11 protein-coding genes are annotated in these 13380 nt (G+C 62.3%); 1 reads left to right on the top strand and 10 read right to left on the bottom strand.

Features of this window, described 5'->3' with window-relative positions:
• Positions 1-1728: IlvD/Edd family dehydratase (locus P3W85_RS15220; RefSeq protein WP_276265410.1), on the bottom strand; the 1728-nt coding region annotated here is incomplete at its 3' end.
• Positions 1729-1988: 260 nt separating this feature from the next.
• Here P3W85_RS15220 and P3W85_RS15215 point away from each other — a divergent pair.
• Positions 1989-2984 carry a LysR family transcriptional regulator gene (locus tag P3W85_RS15215; protein WP_276265409.1) on the top strand — a complete coding sequence of 332 codons (996 nt, stop codon included), beginning with the start codon at positions 1989-1991 and terminating at the stop codon, positions 2982-2984.
• 203 nt (positions 2985-3187) lie between these two features.
• Here P3W85_RS15215 and P3W85_RS15205 read toward each other — a convergent pair whose 3' ends face one another.
• The 9 genes from P3W85_RS15205 to iolG form a co-directional block, all read right to left on the bottom strand.
• The gene (locus tag P3W85_RS15205) at positions 3188-4036 is read right to left on the bottom strand and encodes a 3-keto-5-aminohexanoate cleavage protein (RefSeq protein ID WP_276265408.1); all 849 of its coding nucleotides are present in this window, start codon (positions 4034-4036) and stop codon (positions 3188-3190) included.
• 165 nt (positions 4037-4201) lie between these two features.
• Positions 4202-5278, bottom strand: a complete 1077-nt coding sequence (locus P3W85_RS15200) for a porin (protein WP_430869552.1) — start codon at positions 5276-5278, stop codon at positions 4202-4204.
• Positions 5279-5698: 420 nt separating this feature from the next.
• Positions 5699-6760, bottom strand: a complete 1062-nt coding sequence (locus tag P3W85_RS15195) for a maleylacetate reductase (protein ID WP_276265406.1) — start codon at positions 6758-6760, stop codon at positions 5699-5701.
• Positions 6761-6794: 34 nt separating this feature from the next.
• Positions 6795-7091 (bottom strand): Dabb family protein, encoded by a 297-nt coding sequence (locus P3W85_RS15190; RefSeq protein WP_276265405.1) that lies wholly within the window; start codon positions 7089-7091, stop codon positions 6795-6797.
• A gap of 128 nt (positions 7092-7219) precedes the next feature.
• Entirely contained in the window at positions 7220-8437 is a 1218-nt protein-coding gene (gene mmsB, locus P3W85_RS15185) for a multiple monosaccharide ABC transporter permease (protein WP_276265404.1), read from the bottom strand.
• Positions 8424-9959: a multiple monosaccharide ABC transporter ATP-binding protein gene (mmsA, locus tag P3W85_RS15180; protein ID WP_276265403.1), complete on the bottom strand. Its 1536-nt coding sequence runs from the start codon at positions 9957-9959 to the stop codon at positions 8424-8426. Before mmsA ends, mmsB begins: the two co-directional genes overlap by 14 nt.
• Before the next feature lie 109 nt (positions 9960-10068).
• Positions 10069-11130: a multiple monosaccharide ABC transporter substrate-binding protein gene (gene chvE, locus P3W85_RS15175; RefSeq protein WP_276265402.1), complete on the bottom strand. Its 1062-nt coding sequence runs from the start codon at positions 11128-11130 to the stop codon at positions 10069-10071.
• Positions 11131-11214: 84 nt separating this feature from the next.
• A complete protein-coding gene (locus P3W85_RS15170; RefSeq protein ID WP_276265401.1) occupies positions 11215-12303 on the bottom strand; it encodes a Gfo/Idh/MocA family protein in 1089 nt (362 codons plus the stop codon).
• A 57-nt stretch (positions 12304-12360) separates the two neighbouring features.
• The gene (iolG, locus tag P3W85_RS15165; RefSeq protein ID WP_276265400.1) at positions 12361-13353 is read right to left on the bottom strand and encodes an inositol 2-dehydrogenase; all 993 of its coding nucleotides are present in this window, start codon (positions 13351-13353) and stop codon (positions 12361-12363) included.
• Positions 13354-13380 lie beyond the last annotated feature (27 nt).

Here is a 13380-nt window from a genome sequence, read left to right as displayed (position 1 = left end):
AGGCACGGCCGCGCCGCGGCAGCCCACCAGGAAGTCCAGGTCGCAGCCCTCGTCGGCCTGCAGTACGTGGTCGACATACAGGCGCCGGTAGCCGCCCTCCTCGGCCTTGCCCTCGGGACGCGGGACCGCGCAGGCTTCCAGGCGCCGGGCAAGTTCATGCTCGTCGATATCCAGGTGCAGCGTGCCGGCCTCGCAATCGAGCTCGATCCAGTCACCGTCCCGCACCGCTGCCAGCGGCCCGCCGGCAGCAGCCTCGGGCGCCACGTGCAGCACCACCGTGCCGTAGGCCGTGCCGCTCATGCGCGCGTCCGAGATGCGCACCATGTCCTTGACGCCCTGGCGCAGCAGCTTGGGCGGCAATCCCATGTTGCCGACCTCGGCCATGCCGGGATAGCCCTTGGGGCCGCAGTTCTTCAGCACCATCACGGACGATGCGTCCACCTCCAGCGTTTCGTCGACGATGCGCTCCTTGTAGTGCTCGAGGTTCTCGAACACCACCGCGCGGCCCCGGTGCCTGAGCAGTTCCGGCGTGGCCGCCGAGGGCTTGAGCACCGCGCCGCGCGGCGCCAGGTTGCCGCGCAGCACCCGGATGCCGCCATCCGAGATCAACGGCTTGTTCAGCGGACGGATGACCTCGTCGTTGGTATTGGGCGCATCCTTGACGTTCTGCCACAGGGTCTTGCCGTTGACGGTCAGTGCATCCGGATGCGGCAGCAGGTTGGCCTCGCCCAGCCGGCGCAGCACCGCGGGCAGGCCGCCGGCGTAGTAGAACTCTTCCATCAGGAAGCGGCCGGAAGGCATCAGGTCGACGATGGTGGGCGTGTCGCGGCCGATGCGCGTCCAGTCTTCCAGTTCCAGCGGCACGCCGATGCGCCCGGCGATAGCCTTCAGGTGGATGACCGCGTTGGTGGAACCGCCGATCGCCGCGTTGGCACGGATCGCGTTCTCGAAGGCCGCGCGCGTCAGGATCTTCGACAGCGTCAGGCCTTCCTTCGCCATTTCCACGATGCGGATGCCGGACATATGCGCCAGCACGTAGCGGCGCGAATCCACCGCCGGAATGGCCGCGTTGTGCGGCAGCGACGTGCCCAGCGCCTCCGCCATGCAAGCCATGGTGGAAGCCGTGCCCATGGTGTTGCAGGTGCCGGCCGAGCGCGACATGCCGGCCTCGGCCGAGAGGAACTGGTGCACATCGATCTCGCCGGCCTTGAGCGATTCATGCAATTGCCAGACGGCCGTGCCCGAGCCGATGTTCTTGCCGTCCAGCTTGCCGTTCAGCATGGGGCCGCCGGTCACCACGATGGCCGGCACGTCGCAGCTCGCCGCGCCCATCAGCAGCGCGGGCGTGGTCTTGTCGCAGCCGGTGAGCAGTACCACGGCATCGATCGGGTTGCCGCGAATCGCTTCCTCCACGTCCATGGCGGCAAGGTTGCGCGTCAGCATGGCGGTGGGGCGCAGGTTCGACTCGCCATTGGAAAACACCGGGAACTCCACCGGGAAGCCGCCGGCTTCGTAGACGCCGCGCTTGACGTGTTCGGCCAGCTTGCGGAAGTGCGCGTTGCAGGGCGTCAGCTCCGACCACGTGTTGCAGATGCCGATGATGGGGCGGCCGTCGAACTCGTGGTCGGGAATGCCCTGGTTCTTCATCCAGCTTCGGTACATGAAGCCATTCTTGTCGGCGGTGCCGAACCATTGGGCGGAGCGCAGCTTGGATTTGGATTCCGGCATGGGGGGACCTTCCTGAATACGGGGATTGGGTATGGAAACTAGAGGGCCAGCGGACCGGGACACGACGACAGCGGCGGCCCACCAAGGACGCCTTGGCTAGCGCGGCACCGGCGCCAAGGCAGAACGCGCCTGGGAAGGCTGTCTCTCATCTTGTTCGCATCTGTTTTTTTGAATAAGGCGGAGTGTACGGCGCGGTTTGATATCCTTCCAATGAAGATTCAGTCCTTACCCATATCGCTTCGGATATCAACGTAAACCCTATGTCAACGCCCAGCCCCTGGTATATCCGTGCCCGGCTCAAGACCCGCCAGCTCCTGCTGCTGGTGGCCCTGGCCGACGAGGGCAACATCCACCGCGCCGCCGCGGTCCTCAACATGACGCAGCCTGCCGCGTCCAAGCTGCTGCGCGAGCTGGAGGCGATGCTGGAAGTCCCGCTGTTCGAGCGCCTGCCGCGCGGCATGCGCCCGACCTGGTATGGCGAAGCGATGATCCGGCACGCGCGCGCGGTGCTGGGCAGCCTGGATCAGGCGCAGGAGGAAGTGACGGCGCTCAAGGCCGGGCGGCTCGGGCACGTGGCCGTGGGCGCGATCACCTCGCCCGGCGTGAAGCTGCTGCCGCCGGCCGTTGCGCAGGTCAAGCGGGAGCAGCCCGGGCTGCGCGTGTCGCTGGAGATCGAGAACAGCAATGTGCTGCTGGAACGCCTGGCCCAGGACAAGCTGGACCTCGTGGTGGCACGCCTGTTCGCCGAGCACGACAAACTGCACCTGCGCTACGAGCCGCTCGCGGGCGAGCCCGTGTGCGCCGTGGCGCGCCTTGGCCACCCGCTGCTGGCACGGTCCGCGCTAACGCTGCGGGATGTGGAGGCTGCAACGTGGATCGTGCCGCCGGCGGGCAGCGTGCTGCGCCATCGCTTCGACCTGATGTTCCAGCGTGCCAGCCTGATGCCGCCGACCGACGTCGTGGAAACCGCCGCGCTGCTGTTCCTCACGCGCATGCTGGAACAGAGCGACATGCTGGCGGTGCTCACCGATGACGTCGCGCAGTACTATGCGCAGCATGGCCTGCTCGCGATCCTGCCGCTGCCGCTGCCCTGTCATATGGACGACTTCGGCATCATCACCCGCACGGATCGATTGCTCTCTCCCGCCGCCTTGCGGATGGCGCAGGCGCTGCGCACGGCAGGCCGCGCGGTGTATGGCGCGGCGCAGGTGCCGGATGCCGGGGCTTTGCCGCAGGAGGCAGGCGGCCTGCGCTAGGTCGGGGCCCGGCCGCTCAGGCCGGGCCTGGCCAGCGCGCGGTGCAGGACTGGAACGCATCCGGCGCGCCACCACGGCCGGCACATTGGGCGCCTGCACGGCTACGGTGCTGTGGTCGAAATCATGGAGGGCGTCATAGCCGACGTTCTTGACCAGATGCTGCCAGAGCACAAACGGCCCTCACAGGCGGTCGAACAAACGAGCTACGCGACCAACTCTGTCCCTGCGGCCGGCAGGCCCAACAATGCCCTGGCCTGAGCTACGGTGGCCACTGATCGTTCATATTCGTCGCATAGAGATGCAACCTGGCGCACCAGGGCGGCATTGGACGGTGCCAGCGTGTGCTTGTCGATCCGTATATTGTCTTCCAGACCCGTACGGCAATGGCCGCCGAGTTCCAGCGACCAGCGTGCCATAGTGATCTGGTCGCGGCCTATGCCAGCGCCAGTCCAGGTAGCGTCGGGAGCAAGTCGGTGCAGGGTGCGCACGTAGAATTCGACTACGTCGTGATCGACAGGCATAGCATTCTTGATGCCCATGACGAACTGGATATGCAGCGCACCATCGATCTTGCCAGCCTGCTGCATTGCCGCCGCCTGGAAGATCATTGAAAGATCGAAGGCCTCGATTTCTGGCTTGATTCCATAGGCCTTCATCTCCGCGGCTAGCCAGTCAACCAGGTCCGGTGCGTTGTCGTAGACGCGAGTCGGGAAATTGACCGAGCCTGTGGCAAGCGAGGCCATGTCTGGCCGCAAGGACAACATCCCGCCACGCTCTCTTCCCGCGCCAGAACGGCCTCCGGTCGAGACTTGCGTGATCATTCCCGGAGCGTGTTGGCGGATGCCTTCCAGCACCCGGGCGAAACGCTCAGGATCGGACGATGGCGTCTCGTCGTCGTTGCGCACGTGCAAATGGACGAGTGTGGCGCCCGCCTCGAAAGCGGCTTGCGTGGACTCGACTTGCTCGCTAACGGTGATTGGTACGGCGGCGTTGTCCTGCTTGCGCGGCAGCGAACCAGTGATGGCGACGGAGATAATGCAAGGCTCTTTCATTCAAGAACTCCGAAAAGGGGGGCGTAACAATCCGGCGAAAATAGGCCAGACGCGCTGCGCGAAGAACTGCAGGCGCAAAGCGATAGACTTTGCTAGTAGTCGGAATCGGCGGATACCGGAATAGCGACTGCCGCCGATCCCGATGATTCGGGAGTGGCGATGGCGTTAGAACCAGTGCACCATCCCCGTATACACACCCTGCTGACTGGAACCTGCGAGCGGCCTGTTGTTGCCAGCCTCCGCAGAGAAGGCTGCATTGCCACCATTCAGAACCGTACCAACGGTGCCGTACAACATCGTTCTCTTTGACAGATAGTAGTTACCTCCCACCGCCAGGAGCGTGCCGTTGCCACCTGCATTATTGCGATTCGCACGATATGCGCCGCCAATCAGCACCAGCGCCGGCGTTGCCTGATAATTCGCTCCGACCCAGAACAGTTGCTGCTTGGTCGCCCCAGTCGGATTGTCTGCGGTCGCCACCGTATTGGCGCCGGAGCGGGTCAGCGCATAGCCACCATAGAGTTTCAGATCGCGGACCTGATAAGCCGCCCCGGCTGCGTAGAGCTTCGATGCCGTGTACAGGCTGTTGAATCCACCATCGATATCTCGTATTTCCTCGTAGAGTCCTTTGACGACTAGCGGCCCGCTTTGATAGCTGATGCTACCTGCCAGTTGCCTGCCCGAATTGAACTGGCCTGCCGTGCCGTTCAGGCCTGCCTGGCCGCGGAACGACAATCCGCCCCACACGGGCGAGTTATAGGTAATCGTGTTGGCTCGCGACCCCCAGATACGGCCATTCTGCAGCGTCCCAAGGCTCGTAGCCTGATAGCCCATCGGATCGACTGCCGAAATTTCGCTGTCCGGCAATCCCATCGCGCGTCCGAGCCACAGGGAGCCATAGGTGCTGCTTGCAAGGCCGACATACGCGTAGCGATTGAACAGGCTGTTTCCCGTTTGGCCGTTGTCGGTGGCAAAGGCGCTTTCCAGGTTCATCACCGCGCTCAGGCCTCCGCCGAGATCCTCCTTCGCGCGAAGTCCCCACCAGCTTGTCCCCCAATTCCCCCCTGCATAGCGCAGCGTATCGGCGTGGCCACCACCACTTTGTGCGATCTTGTTCAGGTAATCGACGCCACCCGTGATACGGCCGTAGAGGGTCACGCTACTTTGCGCGTTCGCGGCCCCCGCCATGCCCAACGAGATCAAGGACGCCATGGCGCCTGCAAGCACCGGGTTCAGCTTCATCAACATGATTCTCCTCCAACGCAATCTTCTATCTCTTGTTAGAATCCGGATATCCAACGCATGCCATGCAGCGTCACAGGCACAGATGTGGGTTGCCCCGATTCGCTGCAGCTGTTGGCCGATAAGGCCAATGGCCATCGAAGTGGCCGGGCGCAATGCGACTTTGGAATTCCAGACAATACGATCCCCCTCCAGCAATGCACGTCAGGCGCTGGATTCAGGGCGGTACGACTTTTCTGGCCGCAAAGCGGCAATCACGCGTCAATTCATTGCTTCGACCTCCTTTTCACCGAACATCGCCTTCTGGCGACTGCACGCCTGCTGCTCTGCCGTTGTTGTTGTTCCCAACGAAGGGACGAGCTTCTCCCGCCCATCGTCAATGGCTCGATGGCAAAGGCGGGCAGGATGCGTGAGCGCCTCTTAATGTGCGGGCGGGGCACCTTCCCAGGCACGTTGAAGCAGTTCTCGGAGCGGTACTGCTTCCATTGGACGCGGATTCCAGTAGGCATTGCTCAGCGCCAATTCGCAGGCCCGATCGAGGTCTTTCTCGCGCATGCCAATATCGCGTAGCGCAACGGGAGCGCCCAGCTCCACCGCCAGGTCGAACAACCCTCTGGCGGCATCCACGCGACCGGCTGCGCGTGCGATGCGATGCATCGCGTCCGGGGCGGCGGCCGCGTTGTAGGCCAGCGCATGCGGCAAGACAATGGTGTGCGTTTCCGCATGGGGCAGATTGAACGTCCCACCAAGCGTGTGGCACAACTTGTGATGCAGCGCCATGCCAACATGGCCCAGCACCGAGCCACACAGCCAAGCGCCATACAGGCACTCGCTTCTTCCGTCCAGATCCGACGGATTGCGGGCGATGGTCCGCAGGCCCGTGAGCATGCCGCGGATGCCTTCCTCCGCCATCAGGCTCATGATGGGATTGCCGTCCTTCGCATAGAGCCCTTCGGCAGCATGGGCGATGGCATTGAATCCGCTGACGATGGACAACTTGAGGGGCAGGCCCGTGGAAAGCTCCGGGTCGTAGATGACGACTTTCGGCAGCACGCGGGCATCCCTGCCGGTCTTCTTCAAGCCGGCCTCCGTTATGCCGTAGATCGGGGTCATTTCGGAACCGGCATAGGTCGTCGGCAAGGCGATGATCGGCAGCGACGATTCCAGCGCGATCGCCTTGCCCAGACCCACCGTCGATCCGCCACCAACGGCCACGGCACAATCGGCCGATGCGCCGTCAGCGAAGGCCCGTGCCTTCCGGGCGACCTCGATCGGCACATGCATCTGTGCCTGCGCAAACACGCCGGCACAACGGCTGCCGAGGGTGGCCGCAACCTGTTCGCCTTGCTGGCGCTGCTCGGGCGTGCAAAGGACGATTGCCCGCTGCGCCCCAAGTTCAGCCACATGCTGCGCAATCCCTTGCGAGGCGCCAGCCTTGAAGATGACCCGAGACGGCAAAGATGTATAGACAAAATCGCGCATGATGAACTCGCCGCAAGTTATATTGGGAAGCCGTTCAGATGTAATCGACCTGGTGACGCGCGATGCGGCAGCCGCCCAACTTTTCCCGCACGCGAAGGTGCTCGGGGTGGGACGCGTAAGCAGCGAGCGCAGCCGTATCGTCGAACTCGGTGTAAAGCACCAGGTCGCACGCATAGTCGACGCCGGAAATATCCATGCCGACTTCCAGTTTGCGCATTCCGGGGATCTTGCCGATCAGCCCTTCGAATTGGCGCTTTACGAGCAAGGCAGTTTCCTTCTTGAGGGCCGGCGTATCCCCGTGGACGTTCCACATCACGATGTGCTTGATCATGTTCACCTTCAGGAATTCAGGGATGAGTGGATCCCGCGGCCCCGGAGTTCCGGGGCTGCAAGGAAGCGGTTGCAAGAAAATTCGGCGTAACGTAGCGGGTCTTGCGCCTGTTGCCGACAGGCGTCGACTTACGCCTTGTTCTTGTTGTAGACGTCGACGAAGACGGCAGCGAGCAGCACGATGCCTTTGATGACCTGCTGGTAGTCCACGCCAATCCCCAAAATGGACATGCCGTTGTTCATGATGCCCATGATGAATGCCCCGATCACCGCGCCCATGACCTTGCCGACCCCCCCGGAGGCCGAAGCGCCGCCGATAAAGCATGCCGCGATCACGTCAAGCTCGAAGCCCGTGCCTGCCTTGGGCGTGGCGCTGTTCAGCCGCGCCGCGAAGATCAGGCCCGCCAGCGCAGCCAGCACGCCCATGTTGATGAAGGTCTGGAACGTGATCCGTTCGGTGTTGACGCCAGAGAGCTTCGCCGCCTTGGCGTTCCCGCCCACCGCGTAGATGCGTCGGCCAAAGACCGTCCGGTTCATCACAAACGTGTAAGCAGCGATCAGCACCCCCATGATAATCAGTACCGTCGGCAAACCGCGATAGCTCGCCAGCAAGTAGGTCGAAGCCAGAACCAGGCCGGCGAGCACCAGATTGCGCAGCAGGAACACGAAACTGGAGCCCACGGCCATTCCGTGCGCTGCAGCTTTGGCGCGGGCACGCAGTTCGATCACCAGGAACGCTGCTGCGAGCAGGACGCCGATCAACAGCGACGTCACACGGAGGCTCTGTCCGTGGAAGACATCAGGAATAAAGCCGGAACTCATTGCCCCGAACTGGTCGGGAAATGGTCCGACGGACTGTCCTTCCAGCACTAGGATGGTCAGGCCGCGGAACACCAGCATCCCGGCAAGCGTCACGATAAACGATGGCATCTTCCAATACGCCACCCAGTAACCCTGGATAGCGCCGATGGCAGCCCCGGCCAGCACGCACAATGCGATTGCGACGAATGGGTTGACGTCCTGCTCGATCATCAGCACCGCGGACAATGCCCCGATAAAGCCGGCCACCGAACCGACGGACAGGTCGATATGGCCGGCCACGATGACCATCAGCATGGCCAGCGCCATGATGACGATATAGCTGTTCTGCAGAATCAGGTTGGTCAGGTTCAGGGGCTGGAGCAGCACGCCACCTGTCGACACCTGGAAGAAGACGATGATCACCAGCAGCGAGATCAGCAGACCATACTCGCGAGCGCCGCCCTTCAGTGCGGCCTTGATCCCCTCCAGACTCGATGGAGCCCCCTGCAGCTTGGATGCGGACTTGTTCATTTCAATTGCCTCCATTTCTTACGATTGCCCGCATGATCGCTTCCTGGCTTGCGTCCTCTGCCGAGAACTCTCCCACAATGCGGCCTTCGTTCATCACGTAGATCCGATCGCACATGCCCAGCAGTTCAGGCATTTCAGATGAGATCATGACCACGCACTTTCCTTCCTCCACCACCTGGTTGATGACGGTGTAGATTTCGTACTTCGCGCCTACGTCAACGCCCCGCGTTGGCTCGTCCAGGATCAGCACATCCGGTCCGGCGAACAGCCATTTCCCAAGGACAACCTTCTGCTGGTTGCCCCCCGACAGGTTTCCGACGGCCTGCGAAACCGTATGGCAGCGGATATGCAGCTTGCGGCGGAACTCCTCCGCCACCACCGCCTCGCGATGCTCGTCGATCACACCGGAAGCCGATACCGCCCCCAGGTTGGCGAGGGTGATATTCCTGACAATCGAATCGTCGAGCAGCAGCCCGCAGCCCTTCCTGTCTTCCGTCACGTAGGCAATGCCACTCTCGATCGCCTGGCGCGCACTGGAGACATCCACGGCCCGGCCCTCGACGAAGACCTCGCCTTGAATGCCGCGGCCGTAGTTGCCTCCAAAAATGCTCATGGCGAGTTCCGTGCGTCCCGAACCCATCAGACCGGCGATCCCCACGACCTCTCCCCGCCTGGCGTGGAGACTGACGTCCTTGATCATCATCCGGTCGTCCTGCGTGGGATGCCGGACGCTCCAGTTCCTGACTTCAAACAGCCTCTCTCCCAGGCGTGGCTCACGACGTGGATACCGGTCCGCCATATCACGGCCCACCATGGCCTTGACGATGCGGTCTTCGTCAACGTTTCCCCCCTTGCAGTCGAGCACATCGACCGTCGCGCCATCACGGATGATGGTGATGGCATCGGCCACCCGCGAGATCTCGTTGAGCTTGTGGGAAATGATGATGGCCGTGACGCCGCGCGCTTTCAGGTCGAGCAGCAGGGACAGCAGTTTCTCGCTGTCGTTGTCGTTGAGGCTTGCCGTCGGTTCATCGAGGATCAGCAGCTTGACGTCCTTCGACAGCGCCTTGGCGATTTCCACGAGTTGCTGCTTGCCGATGCCAAGTGCGCCGACTTCGGTAGCCGGGTCATCGGCAAGGCCAACCTTGCGCAATAGCTCCCGTGTCTTCGAATACGACACTTCCCAGTCGACAATGCCGTTCCTTGCCCGCTCATTGCCAAGAAAGATGTTCTCGGCGATCGACAACATCGGGACCAGGGCCAGTTCCTGGTGAATGATGATGATGCCGATGTCCTCGCTGTCGCGGATACCAAGGAACTGCCGAAGCTGTCCGTCGTAGTGGATATCACCAGCGTAAGAGCCATGCGCATAGACGCCACTCAGGATCTTCATCAGGGTGGACTTACCCGCGCCGTTCTCGCCGCAAATCGCATGAATCTCTCCCCGCTTTACGTCGAGACTGACGTTCTTGAGTGCCTTGACGCCACCAAAGCTCTTCTGGATCTCGCGCATCTGCAGGATCGTTTCTCCGCCCATCGCAGTTGTCCCCTATCTCTCACACTCGGACGGCGTGCCTGCAAAAAGGTAGGCATGCCATGTGTTCGTCCGCCGCGCGTGCATGGCATCGACGGCGGACGCGTACCTCTTACTTCAGGCGCGATTCGGCGTAGAAGCCGCTCTTCACGAGTAGTTCCTTCCAGTTGGAGGCGTCGACGAGAACCGGCTTGACCAGGTAAGTCGGAATGACCTTAACCCCGTTGTTGTAGCTCTTGGTGTCGTTCACGGGCACCGGTTTGCCGGCCAGTGCGGCGTCCACCATGTCGGCCGCCACGCCGGCGAGCTGCCGCGTGTCCTTGAAGACGGTACTGGCCTGGTCGCCGCGAATAATTGCCTTGATGTTCGGCAAGTCGGCATCCTGCCCCGTGACCACGGGCATCGGCTGCTGCGGGGAGCCATAACCGACCCCCTTGAGCGATGAGATGATGCCGATCGCAGTGGCATCATTGGGCGCCCAGACCGCGTCCAGGCGTGTGTTTCCGTAGTACGCGCTCAGCAGGTTGTCCATGCGCGACTGTGCGGCAGAGCCTTCCCAACGATAGGTCGCGACTTTCTCCAGTGCGGTCTGCTTGCTGCGCACGACAAACTTCCCGCTGTCCAGGTAGGGCTTAAGGACCGACATACCGCCGGCATAGATGACATGGGCATTGTTGTCGTCGATCGACCCGCCGAAGATCTCGATATTGAAGCTCTTCGCGTTCTTCTTCTGGAAGTTCGACACGATGCTCTGCGCTTGCAGCACGCCAACCTGATAGTTGTCGAAGGTGGCGTAATAGTCGACGTTCTTCGTTTGCGCGATCATCCGGTCATAGGAGATGATCTTGATACCCTGGCTCGCGGCACGCTGGAGGACGTCGGACAGGGTCTTGCCATCGATCGGGGCGATCACCAGTGCCTTTGCTCCCTTGGTAATCAGATTCTCGATCTGGCTGACCTGAGTCGGAACGTCATATTCCGAGTACTGAAGATCTGTGGCATAGCCCTTTGCCTTCAAGCCGGCCACGATGTTCTGGCCGTCCGAAATCCAGCGCGCTTCCGATTTATTCGGCAGCGCGATGCCTACGAGCGGCTTGGCCTGGGCAAACGCTTGCGAGGCAAGCGTGCCGGCGCACAGGAAAACGGCGGCGGCGGCGATCTTGAGGGGATTCATGTTTTTGTCTCCAGTCTGTTTTTTGAGTTACCGTCAGCACCGCCAGAAAAAGCGGCACCGACGGGGAACGACTACGCCATCCGATCAGGCGTCGAGAAATACTTCCGCGCCCGCTTCCTTTGATGAGGCAAACAAGGCCTCGATGACGCGGCTGATGTTGTAGGCCTGCGTGGCGGGCACCACCGAAGGCGTACCAGCGCGCAATGCACCAAAGAAGGCCTCTGCCTCGCGGTCGAAGTACGCGGGATTGCCGATCTCCGCGAGTTCCGGCGAGTACTCGGTCTTTCGTACTGCCCATATCTCGGGAAAGCTTGTTTCCTGCCACTCGGTCCAGCCTTCCGGATACAGCCCTTTTCCCGAGTCGTAGAGCTTGTAGCTCGCGGGCAACGAGCGGGCCGACATGATGCCTTCGGTCCCGTAGGCAGTAATGTCCCAGCTTTCCGTCCATGGCAGCACGTCCCAGGACATGAAATCGACCACCACGACCTTGTCGGGATAGTTCAGCACCGCACCGGCGGCATCCTCGCGCGATTCCGGCCCGCGATAGTCGGCGAACTTGTGGATCCGCGCGTTGACTGACTTCGGCATACCGAAGTGCATCAGGATTCGGTCAACCAGATGGCAGCCGATGACAAATACCGCACCGCCAATATCACCAGGCTGGTTCATATGGCTGGTCGCCGCTTCGTCGTGCGAGCAACCGCCATGCGCACGGACCTGGAGCACCCGACCAAGGCGGCCGCTCTCCAGCGCCGCCTGCATTGCGTCGACAGACGGCGCGAAGCGCCAGCAGTACCCGACCTGCACCATGCCGCTGGTGCGCTCGACCACATCGACGATGCGCTTTGCATCGACAGCACTGCGTCCCGCCGGCTTCTCGCACAACACCGCCTTGCCGGCTTCCAGCGCCTCGATCGTCAGGTCCGCCATCTTGTCGCTCTTGGAGTGGACCAGAACAACGTGGACATCGGGATCTGCGAGGATTTCCTCCTTGCTCCGGCTTTGCAGGCCGAAGGCTTCGGCAAATGGCGTCAGCAACGGACTGTTATCGTAGGCGCCCAGCATGCGGGCATCCTTGCGGCGCAGGATCGCCTTCACCCGGCCCGAGGTGTGCGGATGGGTGATGCCAAGGCACGCCACTCCCAGTACTTCGTGGTTGATGGGCTTTCTCATGATTGGTCTCCTCCGTTCAGCGGGGCTGTTATCCGCCCCGGTTGGTCAGCCGATTGGTCAGACCTTGACAACCTGCCCGGTGCGGACAGATTCGAGTGCGCAGTCCGCGAGGCGCAGCGCCTGCAGTCCGTCGTTTACCGTGGTCGGCATGGGCGCATTTGCTGCGACGGCCGCAACGAATGCTTCCAGCTCGTTCTTGTAGGCCTCGACATAGCGTTCGAGGAAGAAATTGAGCAGCGGCTCCCGGGCGTCGGTGGTCGTCGCGCTCCAGCGGCGGATCGTGGACGCACGCAAGTTGTCCTGAAGCAGCATGCCCTTGGCACCGAACACCTCGAACCGCTGGTCATAGCCATACACGGCCTCACGGCAGCAATTGATATGGCACTGCTTGCCGGAAGCGGTCTTCAGCTGGACCATCACCGTATCGTAGTCAGCCACGTCTTCCAGGGTCCGATCGACGAGGCGGCTTCCCATCGCCATCACCTCGACCGGTTCCTCGCCCAGCAACCAGCGCGCCAGGTCCAGGTCGTGGATCACCATGTCGCGGAAGATGCCGCCGGAGTGCAACACGTAGTCGCGCGGCGGCATGCCAGGGTCGCGGCTGGAGATAACGACCTGGCGGATCTCGCCGACTTCGCCGGCGTCGATCGCTTTGCGGAAGGCCTGCGAGGTCGGGTCGAAGCGGCGATTGAAGGCCAGCATGACGCGCCCATTCAGCCGCTCCACTTCCCGCGCGGCAGCGATCGAGCGGCCCATATCGAGGTCGATCGGTTTTTCGCAAAGCACGGCCTTGCCCTGCTCGACCGCCTGCAGCATGAACTTGATGTGCGTATCGGTCGGCGTGCCGATCACGATTGCGTCGACGTCGTTGCGGGCAATAGCCGCGTCGCAGTCGGTCGTGGCTTCGCAGCCGAGTTTTGCGGCCAGGCTGCTTGCGGCCTCCGCAAAGGGGTCCGCCACGACGACGAGCTTGGCATCGGGGCAAGCTGCCACGTTGTGTGCATGAATCTTGCCGATGCGGCCGGCACCAAGTACTGCAATTCGGATCATGTTTGTCTCCGGAAGGATGAACTGCAG

Origin of the sequence: Cupriavidus basilensis, assembly GCF_029335485.1 — a bacterium.
Lineage (GTDB): Bacteria > Pseudomonadota > Gammaproteobacteria > Burkholderiales > Burkholderiaceae > Cupriavidus > Cupriavidus basilensis_E.
This window is presented reverse-complemented; position numbering and strand designations above follow the sequence as displayed.